Raw genomic sequence first — 16,874 nt, 5'->3', positions numbered from 1 at the left:
AATGACAACCTCACTAGCAAATAGCCATAGTTGCTCGACAGGAAAATATTTTTTGCTTATCTATGTAATTATCTGTTGTACAACACTATTAATCATTAGTAAATTTGACAAAAAAATTAGCAATCGGGCAACTAAAAACAGGCCTGTTGCTGTTTACTTAGCATGACGACTCAAGAGGAAACCCGCATTATTCCGCTCAACCCGCAGGTAGACGCTCCTGCCGATGAGCTTCAGCAGAAATTGGCTGATGAAAACTGGCGCAAGTCAATTCCGGCGCAGGTTTTCCTCAACTATTTCTTTGCCATCAATTACCACATTCAGGAAAACGACGACGTGCTCGGCGGACTGCAGAACCTGCCGTTCTTCCGCAGCCACACGGCGGAGCTGAACGACGCCGACGTAGCCGCCCTCACCAAGCTGCTGCACACCAGCTGGAGCACGGAGTACGCGCTGCGCGCCACGGCCGAGCTGGGCGACGAGAATTTCCTTCGCAACGCGCTGCACTGGACGTTTCCGCAGGCCTACCACGCCATTCAGTCGGGCCTTCATGCTTTCCTGTACACCACGGGCGTGCGCTCGACCAACAGCCAGCTCACGCGCCGCGAGGTGGGCCGGCTGGTGGTGAAGAATGCGTACCCGCGTCCGGTGTCGTTCTATGCCGCCGGTGCTTACGGCGACTTTAGCATTCACCGTTTGCCGCTGGCCGGCTACAAGGCCGGGCTGCACATTGCCAGCAAGGAGATTGACGCCCAGGCCCAGATTGGCCAGTTCCTGCGCACCACGCGCAAGATGAAGGCGCAGTGGACCCGCGCGCAGGTGCAGGCCAACCCCAACACGGCCATCCGCAGTCAGAAAACCGGACGCCCGCTCGATAAGTGGACGGCGGCGCACTGGCAGCAGATTACTTGGCGCCTGGGCTACACCACCATCTTCGACCTGCTGGGCCGCCTGCGCATCTCGGAATCGACCCGCGAGATTGAGCGCTACGTGGAAGCCGACATTGATTTCAGCCTGTTCCACGCCTCGCTGCTCAACATTGTGAGCTACCTCAACGGCGTGCACGAGACCTACGTGGCCAAGGCCCTGGGCCTGGAGCGCTACCGCCAGCTGGTGGCCGAGCTGCCAGTGCACCTGCAGTCGGGCTTTGTGCAAGAGCGTTTGCGCACCCGCGTCGAGCCGGTGCTGGCACCCACGCCGCCGAGTGCCCCGGCTATCAATGCCGAGGCCCCGCAGTACCGCATGGCCGCATAAACCACGGATTCGCTCGGATTTTTCGGATTCCACGGATTTTATGGACGTGAATATTATCATAAAGCCGCTCCGGTTTCGGGGCGGCTTTTTCGTGCCGTACTTTTGCGGTTCACTTTTAATTACTACGCTTCTGCTTGAATCCGCAAGCAGCATGATTTGCCGAAAAAGTCGTCCACTAAATCCGTGGAATCCGAAAAATCCGAGTAAATCCGTGGTCCAGACAAGTTATATGCAACACCTGAGCGAACAAGAAATATTGCGCCGCAACAAGCTGGAAGAGCTGGAAAAGCTGGGCATCGAAGCGTATCCGTCGGAATTATTTGACGTGACGTTTTACGCCAAGGAAATTCATGACAACTACCACCCGGAACTGAATAACTTCCAGGAAGTGACCTTGGCGGGGCGGCTGATGTCGTCGCGCGTGATGGGCAAGGCCTCGTTTGCGGAGCTAATGGACACGTCGGGCCGCATTCAGCTCTATATCAACCGCGACGAAATCTGCCCCGGCGAGGACAAGACGCTGTACAACGTGGTGTTCAAGAAGCTGCTCGATTTGGGCGATTTCATTGGGGTGAAAGGCCACGTGTTCAAAACGCAGGTGGGCGAAACCTCGGTGCACGTGACGGAGCTGAAGCTGCTCTCGAAAGCGCTACGCCCGTTGCCCGTGGTGAAAACCCATAAGGACGAAACCACCGGTGAGGTGACCACCTACGACGCCTTCACCGACCCCGAGCAGCGCTACCGCCAGCGTTACGTGGATTTGGTGGTGAATCCCAGCGTGCGCGACACCTTCATCAAGCGCACGCAGCTGGTGCAGTCGATGCGCAATTTCCTGAACGACAAGGGCTACCTGGAGGTGGAAACCCCGATTCTGCAGCCGCTGTACGGCGGCGCGGCGGCCCGGCCCTTCACCACCCATCACAACACGCTGGACATGACGCTCTACCTGCGCATTGCCAACGAGCTGTACCTTAAGCGCCTGATTGTGGGCGGGTTTGATGGCGTGTACGAGTTTAGCAAGGACTTCCGCAACGAGGGGATGTCGCGCTTCCACAACCCGGAGTTTACCCAGATGGAGCTCTACGTGGCCTACAAGGACTACGCCTGGATGATGGACCTGGTGGAAGAAATGGTGGAGCGCGTGGCCATGGCCTTGCACGGCCAAACCGAAGTGCAGGTGGGCGCAAACGTCATCAACTTCCAGCGGCCCTGGCAGCGCTACACCATGTTTGAGGCTATTGAGAAGTACACCGGCAAGGCCATTGGTGAGATGGACGAGGCGGCCCTGCGCGAAACCGCGCAGGAGCTGAATGTGCACCTCGACCCCAGCATGGGCAAGGCCAAAATCATCGACGAAATCTTCGGTGAGCATGTCGAGCCCAAGCTCATCCAGCCCACGTTCATCACCGATTACCCGGTGGAGATGTCGCCGCTGGCCAAGAAGCACCGCGAGCGGCCCGGCATGGTGGAACGGTTCGAGGCCATCTGCAACGGCAAGGAAATCTGCAACGCCTTCTCCGAGCTCAACGACCCCATCGACCAGCGCCAACGCTTCGAGGACCAGCTAGAGCTGGGCAAGCGCGGCGACACCGAGGCTATGGTGCTCGACGAAGACTTCCTGCGCGCCTTGGAGTATGGCATGCCGCCCACGGCCGGCCTGGGCATCGGCATCGACCGCCTGAGCATGATTATGACCAACTCGCACTCTATTCAGGACGTGCTGTTTTTCCCGCAGATGAAGCCGGAAAACGTGCAGAAAGAGAAGCAGGAGGAGAAATAGTCGCCTGTCATCCTGAGCGGAGCGAAGGACCTTATCACGTCAGAACCAATCGTTCAACCGTGATAAGGTCCTTCGCTCCGCTCAGGATGACAGGCGATGAAAATCGAAAAGCCCCGCACGAAATGTCGTGCGGGGCTTTTCTTTTTACAACCTTCTTACCCTTCAAACCGCTTTTCTTAACAGAAGCTTGCGATGGATTCGTCTGATTTTACTACTGAGTTGTTTGACCAATTTCAGCAGAAGCTCCTACGACCGGCAATTTTACTGATAATATTTTCGGCCTTCTTTCAAGTCGGTTGTGAGAAGTTTTACGGGACGAGCTAGGGGAAGTTACAACGACGGCGAAAATGCCATAATTATGTTTCTTCGGCCTGGGGTGCTACAGCAGCGGCTGGTGGCGGAAGTCGTCACCGCTGCCGTCGTAGTCGGTATCGGCATCCGGGTAGTTGCCGGGCGCATCGAGGCCTTCGAGGAGGCGATTGGCGGCTTGCTTGTCTTCGGGCACAATGGCTTCGGTGTTGGTGTGGCCGGGGGCCTGGCCCTGGGCTTTGGCCAAGGTGTCTTTGAAAAGCTTGCTGAGGTCGTCGCTCCACTTGGAGGCCGTGCGCTTGAGGCCGGAACGGGTTTCGTCGCCAGTTTCGGGGGCCAGCAGCAGGCCAGCCACAATGCCAGCGGTGGCGCCGGCGATGAGCGATAAAATAACTTTGCCTTTGTCGTCTTTCATGGGGTTTGCAAGAAAAGAGGAATACTTAATTGATTGCATAACGCGAAAACCGGCCGCGTTGTTGGGGGCAGCAAAAAGCCCCGCGTCTTACGGCGCGGGGCTTTTTAGCTAATGGCTGAGGAAGACCTACAGGTCATTCAGCATTTTGGTGATTTCGGCTTTGCCTTTGCCAAGCTTGTCTTGCAGCTTGCCTACCAGCTCGTCGCCTTTGCCGTCGGCATAGGTCAGGTCTTCGTCGGTCAGCTGAGCGTACTGCTGCTTCAGCTTGCCTTTTACTTCGTCCCAGTTGCCTTTAATTTTCAGGCTGCTGCCGGGCAGCGTTACGCCGAGGTCTTCGAGCTTGCCGGCATATTCTTTGAATTTAGCTTCGAGGTCGGAGCCCAGTTTCGTAGCCTGCTCGCCGAGCTGGCCGCTGTATTTGGAAGCAACGCCTTTCCAGTTTTCGCGCGTGGCCGAACCTTTGTCGGGAGCTAGCAGCATGCCGGCGATGATGCCAGCGCCTGCACCAGCGAGGGCGGCCAAAAGAATTTTACCGGCGTTGTTTTCTTCTTCGTGGTAAGACATGGTAATGGGTAATGAAGGGTGAATGAGTGAAAGAGGTTTCGAGGAAGCGCGGCCCGAACACAAAATCGAATATTCTGTTTTAGCGCCGCGTTTGGTCTGGCTGCCTATACGAAGGCCATGGCCAGGGGTTGAGCTTAGGAATAAATTTTCCGAAATGGGCCACGTCAAAAGAGCCCTGCCGGGCTCGCCTCGCCCAATTCTGCACCAACAGACGTAGATTCGCCCCTCCCTATGCCCGGCATCATGAAAACGACCGTGTTCCTCTACGCCGCCCTGCTGCTGGCCGCAGCCTGCCAGCGCAACGCCCCGGCCACCGCCGCCAGCGCCGACTGCATCGACCCCGCGAAGGTGAAGCCCGACGGCATCTGCACCATGCAGTATGAGCCCGTGTGCGGCTGCGACGGCAAAACCTATTCCAACCCCTGCGTGGCCGGCAACGCGGGCGTGCGCAGCTTCACCAAAGGCCCCTGCCCCGAGACGCAGCCTAAATAAGCCCCGCTTTCCCGTTGCAAACCGCTTCCGACCGTTACCGCGACTTTTGCCGCACCGCGCCCGACGTGCCGGTGTTTGCGCAGCCGTGGCACCTGGATGCGTGCAGCGGAGGCGGCGCCTGGGACGTGGCGCTGGCTGATGAAAACGGCCGCGTGGTGGCGGCGCTGCCTTATTTCTTCAAGCAGAAGGGGCCGTTTCGCTACGCCACCATGCCGCCGTTCGTGAAGTGGCTGGGGCCGTACGTGCTGCCTGAGTTTCGGGGCGTGCTCAAAAAGGAGCATCTGCTGCTGGAGGAATTGATAAAGCAGTTGCCGACTTTCGCGGCTTTCAAGCAGAATTTCTATCCCACCAATACCAACTGGCTGCCCTTTTATTGGCAGCAATTCCGCCAAACCACCTACTACACCTACCGCCTCAACGGCCTGCACAACCTGGCCCAGCTTGAGGCCGGCATCAACCGCAACATCCGGCGCAACCTGCAGAAGGCGCGCGAGCAGGTGCAGGTGGTGCATAACCTCGGTGCCGAACGGTTTTATGCGCTCAATAAGATGAGCTTCGACCGGCAGGGCCTGCCCATGCCTTATTCCTGGGCGCAGTTCCAGCGGCACGATGCGGCGCTGGCGACCCATGACGCCCGGCAGTTTTTTTTCGCCGTGGATGCGCAGGGGCGGGTGCATTCGGCTTCCTACCTGATTTGGGACCAGCAGGCGGCCTATTACCACTTGGCTGGCGACGACCCGGCTCTGCGCGACAGCGGCGCGGGCATCCTGCTGATTTGGGAGGCCATTCGCTATGCCAGCGAGGTGCTGGGGCTGGCTTGCTTCGACTTTGAGGGCAGCATGCTGCCAGCTGTAGAGCGCATCCGGGTGCAGTTTGGGGCGGTGCAGACGCCGTATTTCTTTGTGTGGAAGTATAATTCTCGTGCTTTTGAGCTGCTGGAGAAGCTTCGGCCGTAGCAGTTGTAATGTATTAAAATTGGTCATGCTGAGTGCAGCCGAAGCATCTCTACCGCCAGACTAACTTTTAGCGTCTGGATTAGTATTGCGGTAGAAATGCTTCGGCTGCGCGGACGCTAGATGAGCATGACGTCCTTTTGGTTCATTCACTTACTCGTTCCTCCTCCTCTCAAATTCATGTCCGAAAAACGCTACGTTCTCAACCCCTCCCCTTTCGTGGTGCCCACCACCGATGGCAAGCTCATTGAAGAGCATGTGGGTGGTGCCAGCACCGGTACCTCGGCCTACAGCCTGGCGCACATGGTGGCCCCACCGCACTGGAGCGAGCCGCACCAGACGCCCAGTTTCGACGAAATCACCATTGTGGTGCGCGGCCGGAAGCGGTTTGAAATCGACGGCGACGTGGTGGAATTGCAGGCCGGGCAGGCTTTGCTGATAAAGGGCGGGGCGCGGGTGCGCTACTCCAACCCGTTTGAGGAAGAGTGCGAATACTGGTCCATCTGCGTGCCGGCCTTCAGCCCGGACACGGTGAACCGCGAAGCCGAATAACCCTCGTATTTCCTGCTAAACCAGTACCTTTCGAGCTATGGACCAACGCATCATCGACCTCTTCGACGAATACACCCACGCCCCGCTGTCCCGTAAGGTTTTCATGGAGCGGCTGGTGAAACTGGCCGGCGGCACCGCCCTGGCCTTTTCGGCGCTCTCGATACTGGAGCCCGGCTACGCGGCCGCCGCCACCGTGGCGCCGGAGGACGACAACCTGGAAACCGAAGAAGTGAGCTGGCCCGGCGACGGCGCCACTGTAAAAGGCTACCTGGTGCATCCGAAAGGCAAGAAAAAGCGCGGTGCTGTGGTGGTCATCCACGAAAACCGGGGCCTGACGCCGCACATCAAGGACGTGACGCGGCGCGTGGCGCAGGCCGGCTACCTGGCGCTGGGCGTGGACGCGCTGAGCGTGGTGGGCGGCACGCCGACTGACGAGGACGAAGGCCGGAAGCTCATCGGCCAGCTCGACCCGCTGAAAAACCTGAACAATTACCTCGCGGCCCTCACCTACCTGCGCGGCCGGCCCGACTGCAACGGCCGCACCGGCGCCGTGGGCTTCTGCTGGGGCGGCGGCCTGGTGAATCAGCTGGCCGTGCACGACCCCAAACTCGATGCCGGTGTGGCCTACTACGGCGCCCAACCCAAGGCCGAGGACGTGCCCAAAATTAAAGCCGCGATGCTGCTACACTACGGCGGGCTCGACACGCGCATCAACGCCGGCATTCCGGCCTACGAGGCGGCCCTGAAAGCGGCCGGCACCAAGTATGAGCTGTACGTGTACGAGGGCGCCAACCACGCCTTCAACAACGACACCTCGCCGGCCCGCTACAACGCCGAAGCCGCCAAGCTGGCCTGGGACCGCACCCTGAAACTATTCAAGGAAAAACTGGGATAGTTGGGCAACCGCAGCGGTTTTAGCGGCATCTTTGTGGTATCGACCGGTACTCATGTCGCGCAAGAAGCTACCCCTTCTCTTCGCTGCCCTGGCATTCAAAGCCACCAGCAGCATGGCCCAAAGCCAATCGGCCCCCAAGGGGCCGCCGGCCATCGACCCTGATTATCAGGAAGTGACGGTGGCCGTGCCCCGCGCCGTGTCGCTGGTGACGGACGTAGCTGCGGCACTATTTTCGCGCAGTTCCGACGGTAAAAGCAAGGTACAGGACATCGTGGACCGCCGCCGTAAACGCTCGGAATCCGGCGACCAGAGCCTGAAAGTGAGCATTCCGAAGAACGGACTGACTCGCACGCTGGGGCTGGTGGAGTAATTTCTATTAGGTGCGAACGGGCGCCTCACCCCCTGACCCCCTCTCCCAAAGGAGAGGGGGCACCGGCTATGCTCCTATCGGAATCGTCAGGCTCCCCTCTCCCTGAGGAGAGGGGCCGGGGGAGAGGCGCCCGTTAGCTCCCTATTGGGGCTCGGCTGGTGCGGGCAGCGGTTTGCGGGGCAGCTTCTGGTCGCGCATGGCGGCGTCGTAGACGAAGCTGGCCACGACCACGGACGCTTGTTTCAGGTCGTCGGCGATGAGGCGGTCGTAGGTATCCTGGTTGGTGTGGTGAGTGGTGGGGAAGTAGTCGAGGCCGTCCTGAATGAACTGGAAGCCGGGCAGGCCCACGGCGTCAAAGGCGATGTGGTCGGTGCTGCCGGTGTTGCGCAGCGTCACGGTGCTGGCGCCGAGGTCGGCGAAGGGCGCGAGCCACTGCTGGAAGATGGGCGCCGCGGCCTCGTTGCCCTGGGCGTAGATGCCCCGGATTTTGCCGGCGCCGTTGTCGAGATTGAAGTAGGCGGCCAGCTTCTCGTGCTCGGGCTTGAGCTGCATGGTGGCGGGGTCGGCGAAGTGGTTTTTCACGTAGCCGCGCGAGCCGTGCAGGCCCTCCTCCTCCTCGCCCCACAGCGCGATGCGGATGGTGCGGCGCGGCTTCAGGCCGCTGGCCTTGAGGATGCGGACGGCCTCCATCATCACGGCGCAGCCGGCGGCATTATCAGTGGCGCCGGTGGCGGCGTGCCAGGAGTCGAGGTGGCCGCCGAGCATGACGACTTCAGATTTCAGCTTTTTGTCGGTGCCGGGGATTTCGGCCACCACGTTGTAGCCTTTCAAGTCCTGGGTCTGGAAGCGGGTTTTAGTTTCCATTTCCACCTCCACCGGCACGCCGGCTTCTACCAGCCGGATGATGCGCAGCTGGTCTTCGGGCGCGGTTTCGATTTCGGGCAGCGCGGGCTTGGCATCGGCCGCGTAGGGCGCGCCGTTGCTGGTGTTGAAGGTGCCGTAGATGCCGCCGCGGGCGCTGAGCACGCCGGCCGCGCCTTCGCTCACCAGCATGTCGGCCAAGGCGGTACGCATGGCCACCATGGCCTTGCGCGAGGCCAGCATGGTGGCATCGGGGGTGGGCCTAGTGGAAGCAGCGGCCGGCTCGGCCATCTTTTTCAAGTCCTCGTCGGAGTAGCGGCGGATGGCGCCTTCGGTGGCGGGCTTAAGGGGCGCGGCCACGCTCATCACCACAATTTTATCGCGCAGCTGACCTTTGTACTGGGCCAGGTCGGCCTCGGTGGCGGCTTTCATCACCACCACTTGCTTGCGCACGGGGCCGGGCGTGCTGGGCGTCCAGGCCTTGGGGATGCCTACCAGGGCGTGGTAGTAAGGCGCCGTCATGGCCACGTACGACTTCTCAATGTCCCAGCCGCGGCCGAAGTCGCCCCAGGCTTCGATGTTGGCGTTGGCAAGGCCGTATTTGGCGAGCTGGGCTTTGGTCCACTCGTTGGCGCGCTTCAGGCCGTCGGAGTTGGCGAGGCGCGGGCCGTTGACGTCGGTAAGGTAAAAGGCGGTTTGCATCACCTGGGAGCGGTTCATGCCTTCGTCACGGATTTTGGCGAGGGCCGCCGCGTCGAGCTTTTCGGCAGTTTGGGCCTGGGCGGGCGCCGCCGTCGCCAGCGTGCCGGCCAGGGTCAGGAGCATCAGTTTGTTCATTGGAAAGGGCTTGAGTGGGCGTTTTTAATTGGCCTAAGGTAAGCAAAACGGGGCGCGGACGACGGCGCGCAGCAGGCCCGAACGGTTTGAAAACCGGCTTTCCGCGCCATTGCACGAGATGCTTTCCGTGGCTCGGTCTGGCAATAGCGCCGGTTGGTCGGCGCTCGGCGCCTACCCGTCCACATCGGCTTTTTTGGCCGCAGTTCGGCCGATGGTTTGCAAATACCCTGGCAGGCTGAGGCGATTCTCACCTCCGGGGCCCGCTGCCTGCAGCCGCCGAGCCCGGCCTTTCTCAACCCCACTCCTCACCTCTCTTCAGCTAGAAACCATGAAAGCTTCCTTGTTTTCCATCATCGCCGCCGCTGCCCTCTTCACTTCCTCCGCCGCTTTCGCCGCCGAGGGGCCTTTCGACCACCGCAACGATGGCCGCGACGACCGCAACAGCAAAGATTTCAACTATGGCTACGACCGTAACCACCGCGTAAGCAATGCCGAAAAAGCCCGCTGGGAAGCCGCCCACCGCAACGATAACCGCCGCGATGACGACCGCCGCAACGACCGCGACGACGACCACTTCGACCGCAACCAGAACTACGGCTTTGAGCGCAACCACCGCGTAACGGCCCAGGAACGTGCCCGCTGGGAAGCCCAGCAGCGCGCTCAGCGCGAAGCCCAAATCCGGGCTCAGCGCGAAGCCCAGCAGCGCGGCCAGCGCCAATACGGCCACCGCTAATCGGCCCGGCCCGGGCTAAAGCCGGAATTGGGCGACGAATCGGGCCTCTTGGTCCAGCTTATTTCCCAGCGCCCGCTTTCGGCCGCACGTTTGCCGTTACCTCTGTAGAATCTTCAGCTGATGTAGCCTCCGACACTCATGTGTCGGGGCCATTCACGCCGGAGTTGCCTCCTTACCACCCACGTTTTCACCATTCACATTCACCCCCCAATCAACGCCATGAAAACCTCCCTCCTTTCCATCCTCGCAGCGGCCAGCCTGATGGCCAGCACCGCCATGGCCGCGCCGACTACGGCCAGCGCTTCTGCCACCATTCAACAGAATCCCTACGACCGGCTGAACGACCGCAACGACAAGGATTTCAACTACGGTTTCGACAAGAAGCACCGCGTGACGCCCGACGAGCGCAAGCGCTGGGAAGAAGCCCACCGCAACGACCGCAAAGAAGACAAGCGCGACCGCAAGGAAGACCGCAAAGACGACAAGCGCGACGAAAAAAACGACCGCAAGTACGACAAGCGCGACGACCGCAACGACAAGGATTTTAACTATGGCTTCGACAAAAAGCACCGCGTGACCAACGAAGAACGCGCCCGCTGGGAAGCCGCCCACCGCAACGACGGCCGCCGCTAAGCCGCGCATCCGTCCGAACTGACACGAAAAGTCCCACTTGATTACTCTCGTCGGGGCTTTCTCGTACAACGTCTTTCCGTTACCTGTTTCTCACCCCCAATCATTTCAACTCTTAACGATGAAAAAGTCCCTGTTGCTCCTGTTGGCCGCCTGCGCCATCACCATTGGCAGCGCTGCTGCCCAAACCACCTCCGGCGATGCCGGCGGTATGCAAGGTGGCATGCAAGGCGGCGGCCGCATGCAAGGCAACCCCGAGGAAATGGCCAAGCGCCAGACCGAGCGCATGACCCAGGAGCTCGGCCTCAGCGCCGACCAGTCGGCCAAAGTGCAGCAAATCATGATGGCCCGCGGCCAGGAAATGCAGGCCATGCGCGGCCAGGCCGGCGGCGACCGCGACAAAATGCGCGAACAGATGCAAGCCAGCCGCACCAAGTACGACGCCCAATTCAAAGAAGTGCTGACCGCCGACCAGTACACCAAATACACCACCATGGAGGCCAACCGCATGAACCGCGGCGGCCGCGGCCCCGGCATGGGTGGCCCCGGAATGGACGGCCGTCCCGTTGATGGCGAGAGCATCGAAAAGATGAAAGCCAAAACCGACGACGGCGAAAAAGTCAAAGTGAAAGGCGACAAGGTGAAAACCAAAGCCGACGGAGTGAAGATGAAAACCGAGAACTAAGCCGGTGAATCTGGCTGAGTCAAGCAAAAGCCCCGGCCGATTGGCCGGGGCTTTTTTGTGGTTTATTGGTAGAGTAGGGGAAAAAGAACGTCATGCTGAGCGTAGCCGAAGCATCTCTACCGCTTTAGTAAATGAATACTTGCGTGGTAGAGATGCTTCGGCTACGCTCAGCATGACCGTTCTATTATTTCCCTACTCATTTATTGCCCTACTCATCCTCACGCCAGCGGCCCCGTCAGCTTATCCGGCGTGATGGGCAACTCGCGCACGCGCCGGCCGGTGGCGTGGTACACGGCGTTGGCCACGGCGGCGGTGAAGCCCACGAGGCCGATTTCGCCCAGGCCTTTGGCGCCGATGGGGTCAAGCACCGGGTCGGGCTCGTTGATGAATTCGACTTCGATGGCGGGTACGTCGGCGTTTGTGGGCAGGTGGTAGTCGGCCAGGTCGTGGTTCACCACGCGGCCGTAGCGGTGGTCGAGGCGGGCTTCTTCGAGCAGGGCGATTCCGATGCCCCACACCACGGCGCCCAGCACTTGGCTGCGGGCGGTTTTGGCGTTGAGCACCCGGCCGGCATCCACCACGCTCACCACGCGGCTCACCCGCACCTCGCGCGTGAGCGGATGCACTCGCACCTCCACGAAATTGGCGCAGAACGACTTACCGATGTAGTTTTTCATCTCCGGCGATTCTTCGGCTTTCTGCGTCACGTCCAGCGCGGGCAGCCCGTGCTGCTTCAGCACCTCGCCGTAGCTCAGGCGCCGGCCGTTCTTTTTGAGAGAAATGACAAAGCCGTTTTCGGCCGATAATTCTTCGGCTTTTACCTTGCCCAGCGCCTTGCCAGGCACGCGCACGGCCAAATCCAGCAGCTGCTTTTTCAGGGCGGCGCACACTTCGTGCACCGCCGTGCCCACCGAGGTGGCCGTGTGCGAGCCGGCCTGCAAGGGCGCCTCCGGCAGCGCCGATTCGCCCAGCTCGAAGCGGATACTAGCGGCGGGCATGCCGCTGGCGTCGGCCGCAATCTGCGTCATGATGGTGGCGGTACCGGGGCCAGTGTCAGCGGTGGCGCTTTGAACCAGCAGGGTGCCGTCGGGCAGCAGGCGGGCGCGGGCGGTGGCGGCGTTGCGCTCCGATTTGTAGATGCCGGTGCTCATGCCCCAACCCACCAGGTAGCCGTCGGCCTGCATGGAGCGCGGCGCGGGCGTCCGCTTGCTCCAGCCGAAGAGCGCGGCGCCGCGCTCGTAGCACTGGCGCAGATGCTTGCTGCTCCAGGGCTTGCCGGAGTCGGGGTCGTGGTCGGCGTAGTTTTTCAGGCGCAAAGCCAGCGGGTCCATTTGCAGGGCCACGGCCAGTTCGTCCATGGCGCTTTCGAGGGCAAAGGAGCCGCTGGTTTCGCCGGGGCCGCGCGTCCAGGCGGGCGTGCTCAGGTCGAGGGGCACGAGGCGGTAGTGGGTGTTGAGGTTGGGCACCGCATAAGCCGTTTTGGTGGGGTGCACGATGCGCTCCACAAACTGCTCGTGGCGCGAGGTGCTCCCATAGGCCCGGTGCGTGAGGCCCACCAGCGTGCCATCGGCCTGGGCGCCGAGGCCGATGCGCTGGATGGACTGCGGCCGGTAGCCCACCTGGTTGAACTCGTGCTCGCGCCGGTTCATGAGATTCACCGGGCGCCCCACCAGCTTGGCCGCCAGAATGGCCGCCACTTCCGGCGGCCAGATGCGCGACGAGCCCCCGAACGCCCCGCCCACAAACTCCGAATGCACCCGCACGCTCTCGGCCGGCAATTGAAACATCCGCATCAAGTCCTGCTGAGCCAGCTTCGGCCCCTGCGTTTTGGTGTACACCGTCAGCTTCTCGCCTTCCCAAAGCGCCACCACGGCGTGCATTTCCATGGGGTGGTGCACCTGCAAAGGTGTGCGGTATTCCTGCTCGATGTGGACCGGGGCCGTTTTGTAGGCGTCGGGCTGGCCGCGCAGGTACTCGCCCTCTTTTTTCGGGGTGAGGTTCTGGGCCAGGCTTTTCGCCAGGTCCGTCTGGTGCGGGGCAGTTTCGTATTCGACCCGAATGAGCGAGGCGGCGTGCTGGGCCTGCTCCAGGGTTTCGGCCACGGCCAGCGCCACGGGCTGGTTGCTGAAATGCAGCTGGTCATCGAAGAAAACCTTGATTTCCTGGCCTTCCACACGCGGGTTTTTGGCAGTTTCGGCGCTCAGGTAGCCGGGCGCTTTGGGCGCGTTCAGGTGCGATACGATGCGGAGCACGCCGGGCGCCTGCTCGGCCGCGGCCACGTCAAGCCGCCGGATGCGGCCCCGGGCAATGGCGCTGCACACCAGCACGCCATGCGCGCAGTCCGGCAGGGCGTACTCGGCCGCGTAGCGGGCCTGGCCGGTCACTTTCTGGCGGCCATCTACGCGGTTGAGTGGCTGGCCGGTGCTGGGCGTTGGGGGCGAAGGGTTTTCCATGGAGTGAGGCAAAAGGCTTTGGCTGTACGACAGCCACAAGCGCGCGTTTCAGCGGCACAGCTCACCACGCGAGGTACACCCGCGCCTTATTGTCACGCGCCAGGGCCTTGGCAGCGAGCGGAAAAGGCCGCTTCCTGCCTAGATTTAGCGAACAATCCCAACCGTCCGGCCGTCATGCTTCCTTCCTCCGATACTAAACCGGTGCCTACGCTCTACGAATGGGCCGGCGGCATGCCCGCTTTCGAAAACCTCACGGCCGCGTTTTACCAGAAAGTGTTTCAGGATGAGCTGCTGGAGCCCATTTTCCGGCACATGGCGCCCAACCATTCGATGCACGTCGCGCATTTTCTGGCCGAGGTATTCGGCGGCCCGGCTCAGTACAGCGCCACCGAAGGCAGCCATTTCCAGATGATTCAAAAGCACTTTTCGCGGCATCTTACCGAACAGCACCGGCGGCGCTGGGTGCACCTGCTGCTGGAAACGGCCGATGAGCTGGCCCTGCCCGACGACCCGGAATTCCGCTCCGCCTTCGTGGCCTACCTGGAGTGGGGCACCCGCATTGCCGTCATCAATTCCAACACCACCGGCGAGGTAGGCGTAGCGACCGACGCCCCCATGCCGCGCTGGGGCTGGGGTGAGCCCGGCGGCCCATACCAGGGCTAATTCAGGGCACTTACGCGGCGGCTAATGCTCCCCGCTGCCGGGCTTCGGCAATGGCCGGGGCGTGGGCAGAGGCCCAGTTGCCAAACTCAATTACGGCGCCCAGTAGGCTTTGGCCCAGCTCCGTGAGGGCGTACTCTACGCGGGGCGGCACCTCGGCATACACCGTGCGCTGCACCAGCCCGTCGGCCTCCAGCGCCCGGAGCGTGACGGTGAGCATTCGCTGCGAAATGCCGTCGATGCGCTTGCGCAACTCGTTGAAGCGCAGGCTGTCGGTGCTGCCCAGGTGCAGAATGGACAGCAAGGACCATTTGTCGCCGAAGCGGTCCAAGATGTCGCGCACGGGGCAGAGGCCGAAGCCGAAGGCCGGCACGGTGATAATTTTTTTGGCGGCAGCCCGAACTTCAGCGGCCTGATTGTCAACAACAGTTACTTCCATGTGCCTTGGGCAGAAATTAATGCCTTCTTGCGCCGGAGCAAAAGGGCCGAATACCTTTGAGTTACCAAAAGTAACCATTGGCCCTTTAACTCCCAACTCTATGATTGCCATCACCGGCGCCACTGGCCACCTCGGCCTCGCCACCACCAAAGCCCTCGCGGCCAAAATTGCTCCTTCCGAAATCGTGGCCGTGGTGCGCGACCCACAAAAGGCCGCCAGCACCCTCCCGCAGGGCATAGTCGTGCGCCAAGGCGACTACAACGACCCCGCCAGCCTGCTAGCGGCCTTCCAGGGCGTCGAAACCGTGCTGCTCATCTCGACCAGCGAGCTGGAATACAACGCCCGGCTGCGTGAGCATAAGAACGTGATTGATGCCGCCCAGCAGGCCGGCGTACGCCACATCGTGTACACCAGCGTGGTCAATCCGTCGCCGGAATCGGCCTTCGGCGCGTCGCCCGGTCACTTTTCCACCGAACAATACCTGAAGGACTCGGGCCTGACGTACACCATTTTCCGCAACACGCTCTACCTCGACATCATCCCGATGCTGGTGGGCGAAGGCACGCTGCCCAGCGGTAAGCTCTACTCCACATTGGGCGACGGTAAGGTGAGCTACGCTCTGCGCGAAGAAATCGGCGAGGCTTTAGCCAATGTACTGGCTTCCAAAGGCCACGACAACCAAACCTACGACATTGCGCCCGGCCCGGCCTATTCCATCCAGGACATTGCCGCCGGCCTGAGCGAAGCCGCCGGCCAACCCGTGGAGTACGTGCCCATCACGGGCGAAGAGCTGGCCGCCACCCTGCGCCAGCACCAGGTGCCCCAGCCCTTCATCGACCTGATGGTGGGCATGACCCAGGCCATGAAAGACAACGAGTTCAACGCTCCCAGCCCCACATTCGAGCAGTTGCTCGGCCGCAAGCCCACGGATTTAAAAACCTACCTGAAGTCGGTTTACGGCAAATAATCCGGCTACTTTGGCAGCGTGAGCAAGCCTCCGGTCAGCGGCCAGTGTGCCGCTGGCCGGAGGCTTTGGCGTGGGGCATTTGCCAACTTCTCCCCCGCATCAATCGTAGGCAGTGTGTTCACCAATCTGGCTATCAGCCTGCTTGCTGTATGAAAATCCTCCCGCTTGTGCTCAGCGGCGCCCTGCTGCTCGGTCCCCTTTTCCGAAGCCACGGCCAGGTTGGCCCGGCCCTCGACATGACGCTGATGACCGGCTGGACCGGCGGCGCAGCCGTGCAATACGACCTGGAAAAACGTGCTGCCGCGGCCAAAGGCGGCAACGCGGTTTCGGCCAAGGCGGCGCCCAGCTATTCCTACCGCCCTTCGCCCGCCATGCGCGAGCAAACCGTGGAGCGGGCCGTGGAGCAGTTGAAGCCGACCAACCCGACCGGCGCCAGTGCGCTGGCGTCAGTATTCGGCCCTGGCAAGTACGATTACGACCAGACCTACGCCGAAATCATCAAAGGCACCGGCCTGCGCGCCACCGATGCCGCCGACGCCATGGCATGCTACCTGCTGATGGGCTACGCCATTGTGCACAACCTGCAGGACGACAAGGCCATCGGCCCGCCCCTGGCGCGGGGCGTCCGCGCGCAGGTGGCCAATATTCTGGCCCAAAACCCCAACTTTAAGCCCGACGACCCGCTCGCCGCGGCCAAATTTGGCGAAGAGCTAAAGTTGCAAACCGTCATTTTACAAGGCGGTTGGCAGTCGGCCGTGAAGCAGAAGGCTTACCCGGCTTACCGCAACACTGTTGCCCAAAACTTCCGCACTGGCTTCGGCCTCGATTTGAGCCAATTGAAGCTCACGACGCAGGGCTTCGCCAAGCGGTAGGGTTAGCTTGACATAGAGGAGAGGAACGTCATGCCCATCTGGCGTCCGCGCAGCCGAAGCATCTTTAGCGCCGGAGCGAGTAAGTACTAATGCGTGCGGGGCGGCTCCGGCGCGCCGACGCCGGGAGGGCCAGGCGGTCCTTCTGGATAGCTTAGA

At 61.4% G+C, this 16,874-nt stretch carries 18 protein-coding genes; 13 read left to right on the top strand and 5 right to left on the bottom strand.

The features are described 5' to 3' along the window. Nucleotides 1-162 precede the first annotated feature (162 nt). On the top strand, nt 163-1,251 hold the full coding sequence (locus Q5H92_RS24295; RefSeq protein ID WP_305014175.1) for a hypothetical protein: 1,089 nt from the start codon (nt 163-165) through the stop codon (nt 1,249-1,251). 229 nt (nt 1,252-1,480) lie between these two features. Beyond that, nucleotides 1,481-3,031 (top strand): lysine--tRNA ligase, encoded by a 1,551-nt coding sequence (gene lysS / locus Q5H92_RS24290; protein ID WP_305014174.1) that lies wholly within the window; start codon nt 1,481-1,483, stop codon nt 3,029-3,031. A 379-nt stretch (nt 3,032-3,410) separates the two neighbouring features. Here the strand turns inward: lysS and Q5H92_RS24285 are convergent, their stop codons facing one another. Both Q5H92_RS24285 and Q5H92_RS26745 read right to left on the bottom strand, forming a co-directional pair. Next, nucleotides 3,411-3,755, bottom strand: coding sequence for a YtxH domain-containing protein (locus Q5H92_RS24285; protein WP_305014173.1), 345 nt, complete (start codon nt 3,753-3,755; stop codon nt 3,411-3,413). Between the two features lie 126 nt (nt 3,756-3,881). Next, nucleotides 3,882-4,319, bottom strand: coding sequence for a CsbD family protein (locus tag Q5H92_RS26745; RefSeq protein WP_369811175.1), 438 nt, complete (start codon nt 4,317-4,319; stop codon nt 3,882-3,884). Nucleotides 4,320-4,562: 243 nt separating this feature from the next. Here Q5H92_RS26745 and Q5H92_RS24275 point away from each other — a divergent pair, with 243 nt between their 5' ends. The 5 genes from Q5H92_RS24275 (at nt 4,563) to Q5H92_RS24255 (ending at nt 7,581) form a co-directional block, all read left to right on the top strand. Further along, nucleotides 4,563-4,811: a Kazal-type serine protease inhibitor domain-containing protein gene (locus Q5H92_RS24275; RefSeq protein ID WP_305014172.1), complete on the top strand. Its 249-nt coding sequence runs from the start codon at nt 4,563-4,565 to the stop codon at nt 4,809-4,811. Between the two features lie 14 nt (nt 4,812-4,825). Then, nucleotides 4,826-5,767 (top strand): GNAT family N-acetyltransferase, encoded by a 942-nt coding sequence (locus Q5H92_RS24270; protein ID WP_305014171.1) that lies wholly within the window; start codon nt 4,826-4,828, stop codon nt 5,765-5,767. A gap of 177 nt (nt 5,768-5,944) precedes the next feature. Further along, nucleotides 5,945-6,316 carry a cupin domain-containing protein gene (locus tag Q5H92_RS24265; RefSeq protein ID WP_305014170.1) on the top strand — a complete coding sequence of 124 codons (372 nt, stop codon included), beginning with the start codon at nt 5,945-5,947 and terminating at the stop codon, nt 6,314-6,316. A 37-nt stretch (nt 6,317-6,353) separates the two neighbouring features. After that, complete coding sequence (locus Q5H92_RS24260; RefSeq protein ID WP_305014169.1) at nt 6,354-7,211, top strand: dienelactone hydrolase family protein; 858 nt, start codon at nt 6,354-6,356, stop codon at nt 7,209-7,211. A 52-nt stretch (nt 7,212-7,263) separates the two neighbouring features. Beyond that, nucleotides 7,264-7,581, top strand: a complete 318-nt coding sequence (locus Q5H92_RS24255; RefSeq protein ID WP_305014168.1) for a hypothetical protein — start codon at nt 7,264-7,266, stop codon at nt 7,579-7,581. 141 nt (nt 7,582-7,722) lie between these two features. On the opposite strand, the gene Q5H92_RS24250 is transcribed toward Q5H92_RS24255, so the two are convergent. Then, the gene (locus Q5H92_RS24250; protein WP_305014167.1) at nt 7,723-9,279 is read right to left on the bottom strand and encodes a M28 family metallopeptidase; all 1,557 of its coding nucleotides are present in this window, start codon (nt 9,277-9,279) and stop codon (nt 7,723-7,725) included. 328 nt (nt 9,280-9,607) lie between these two features. Between Q5H92_RS24250 and Q5H92_RS24245 the strand changes: the two genes are divergently transcribed. The 3 genes from Q5H92_RS24245 to Q5H92_RS24235 all read left to right on the top strand — a co-directional run bounded on the left by Q5H92_RS24245 (nt 9,608) and on the right by Q5H92_RS24235 (nt 11,327). Further along, the gene (locus Q5H92_RS24245; protein ID WP_305014166.1) at nt 9,608-10,012 is read left to right on the top strand and encodes a hypothetical protein; all 405 of its coding nucleotides are present in this window, start codon (nt 9,608-9,610) and stop codon (nt 10,010-10,012) included. A gap of 219 nt (nt 10,013-10,231) precedes the next feature. After that, a complete protein-coding gene (locus Q5H92_RS24240; protein WP_305014165.1) occupies nt 10,232-10,645 on the top strand; it encodes a hypothetical protein in 414 nt (137 codons plus the stop codon). A 118-nt stretch (nt 10,646-10,763) separates the two neighbouring features. Next, a complete protein-coding gene (locus Q5H92_RS24235; protein ID WP_305014164.1) occupies nt 10,764-11,327 on the top strand; it encodes a DUF4890 domain-containing protein in 564 nt (187 codons plus the stop codon). Between the two features lie 218 nt (nt 11,328-11,545). Here the strand turns inward: Q5H92_RS24235 and Q5H92_RS24230 are convergent, their stop codons facing one another. Beyond that, nucleotides 11,546-13,780: a xanthine dehydrogenase family protein molybdopterin-binding subunit gene (locus tag Q5H92_RS24230; protein WP_305014163.1), complete on the bottom strand. Its 2,235-nt coding sequence runs from the start codon at nt 13,778-13,780 to the stop codon at nt 11,546-11,548. Nucleotides 13,781-13,954: 174 nt separating this feature from the next. On the opposite strand from Q5H92_RS24230, the gene Q5H92_RS24225 reads away from it, so the two are divergent. Continuing rightward, nucleotides 13,955-14,443: a group II truncated hemoglobin gene (locus Q5H92_RS24225; RefSeq protein ID WP_305014162.1), complete on the top strand. Its 489-nt coding sequence runs from the start codon at nt 13,955-13,957 to the stop codon at nt 14,441-14,443. A 10-nt stretch (nt 14,444-14,453) separates the two neighbouring features. On the opposite strand, the gene Q5H92_RS24220 is transcribed toward Q5H92_RS24225, so the two are convergent. Further along, entirely contained in the window at nt 14,454-14,879 is a 426-nt protein-coding gene (locus Q5H92_RS24220; protein ID WP_305014161.1) for a winged helix-turn-helix transcriptional regulator, read from the bottom strand. Nucleotides 14,880-14,979: 100 nt separating this feature from the next. Between Q5H92_RS24220 and Q5H92_RS24215 the strand changes: the two genes are divergently transcribed. Both Q5H92_RS24215 and Q5H92_RS24210 read left to right on the top strand, forming a co-directional pair. Further along, on the top strand, nt 14,980-15,846 hold the full coding sequence (locus tag Q5H92_RS24215; protein WP_305014160.1) for an SDR family oxidoreductase: 867 nt from the start codon (nt 14,980-14,982) through the stop codon (nt 15,844-15,846). A gap of 149 nt (nt 15,847-15,995) precedes the next feature. Beyond that, the gene (locus tag Q5H92_RS24210) at nt 15,996-16,718 is read left to right on the top strand and encodes a DUF6683 family protein (protein ID WP_305014159.1); all 723 of its coding nucleotides are present in this window, start codon (nt 15,996-15,998) and stop codon (nt 16,716-16,718) included. Nucleotides 16,719-16,874 lie beyond the last annotated feature (156 nt).

The sequence above is a fragment of the Hymenobacter mellowenesis genome, from assembly GCF_030581005.1.
Lineage (GTDB): Bacteria > Bacteroidota > Bacteroidia > Cytophagales > Hymenobacteraceae > Hymenobacter > Hymenobacter mellowenesis.
This window is presented reverse-complemented; position numbering and strand designations above follow the sequence as displayed.

What these genes read in the sequence shown, in the direction of transcription:
- Q5H92_RS24295 (WP_305014175.1), top strand. Translation starts at nt 163, where the DNA reads ATGACGACTCAAGAGGAAACCCGCATTATTCCGCTCAACCCGCAGGTA.
- lysS (WP_305014174.1), top strand. Translation starts at nt 1,481, where the DNA reads ATGCAACACCTGAGCGAACAAGAAATATTGCGCCGCAACAAGCTGGAA.
- Q5H92_RS24285 (WP_305014173.1), bottom strand. Translation starts at nt 3,755, where the DNA reads ATGAAAGACGACAAAGGCAAAGTTATTTTATCGCTCATCGCCGGCGCC.
- Q5H92_RS26745 (WP_369811175.1), bottom strand. Translation starts at nt 4,319, where the DNA reads ATGTCTTACCACGAAGAAGAAAACAACGCCGGTAAAATTCTTTTGGCC.
- Q5H92_RS24275 (WP_305014172.1), top strand. Translation starts at nt 4,563, where the DNA reads ATGAAAACGACCGTGTTCCTCTACGCCGCCCTGCTGCTGGCCGCAGCC.
- Q5H92_RS24265 (WP_305014170.1), top strand. Translation starts at nt 5,945, where the DNA reads ATGTCCGAAAAACGCTACGTTCTCAACCCCTCCCCTTTCGTGGTGCCC.
- Q5H92_RS24260 (WP_305014169.1), top strand. Translation starts at nt 6,354, where the DNA reads ATGGACCAACGCATCATCGACCTCTTCGACGAATACACCCACGCCCCG.
- Q5H92_RS24255 (WP_305014168.1), top strand. Translation starts at nt 7,264, where the DNA reads ATGTCGCGCAAGAAGCTACCCCTTCTCTTCGCTGCCCTGGCATTCAAA.
- Q5H92_RS24250 (WP_305014167.1), bottom strand. Translation starts at nt 9,279, where the DNA reads ATGAACAAACTGATGCTCCTGACCCTGGCCGGCACGCTGGCGACGGCG.
- Q5H92_RS24245 (WP_305014166.1), top strand. Translation starts at nt 9,608, where the DNA reads ATGAAAGCTTCCTTGTTTTCCATCATCGCCGCCGCTGCCCTCTTCACT.
- Q5H92_RS24240 (WP_305014165.1), top strand. Translation starts at nt 10,232, where the DNA reads ATGAAAACCTCCCTCCTTTCCATCCTCGCAGCGGCCAGCCTGATGGCC.
- Q5H92_RS24235 (WP_305014164.1), top strand. Translation starts at nt 10,764, where the DNA reads ATGAAAAAGTCCCTGTTGCTCCTGTTGGCCGCCTGCGCCATCACCATT.
- Q5H92_RS24230 (WP_305014163.1), bottom strand. Translation starts at nt 13,780, where the DNA reads ATGGAAAACCCTTCGCCCCCAACGCCCAGCACCGGCCAGCCACTCAAC.
- Q5H92_RS24225 (WP_305014162.1), top strand. Translation starts at nt 13,955, where the DNA reads ATGCTTCCTTCCTCCGATACTAAACCGGTGCCTACGCTCTACGAATGG.
- Q5H92_RS24220 (WP_305014161.1), bottom strand. Translation starts at nt 14,879, where the DNA reads ATGGAAGTAACTGTTGTTGACAATCAGGCCGCTGAAGTTCGGGCTGCC.
- Q5H92_RS24215 (WP_305014160.1), top strand. Translation starts at nt 14,980, where the DNA reads ATGATTGCCATCACCGGCGCCACTGGCCACCTCGGCCTCGCCACCACC.
- Q5H92_RS24210 (WP_305014159.1), top strand. Translation starts at nt 15,996, where the DNA reads ATGAAAATCCTCCCGCTTGTGCTCAGCGGCGCCCTGCTGCTCGGTCCC.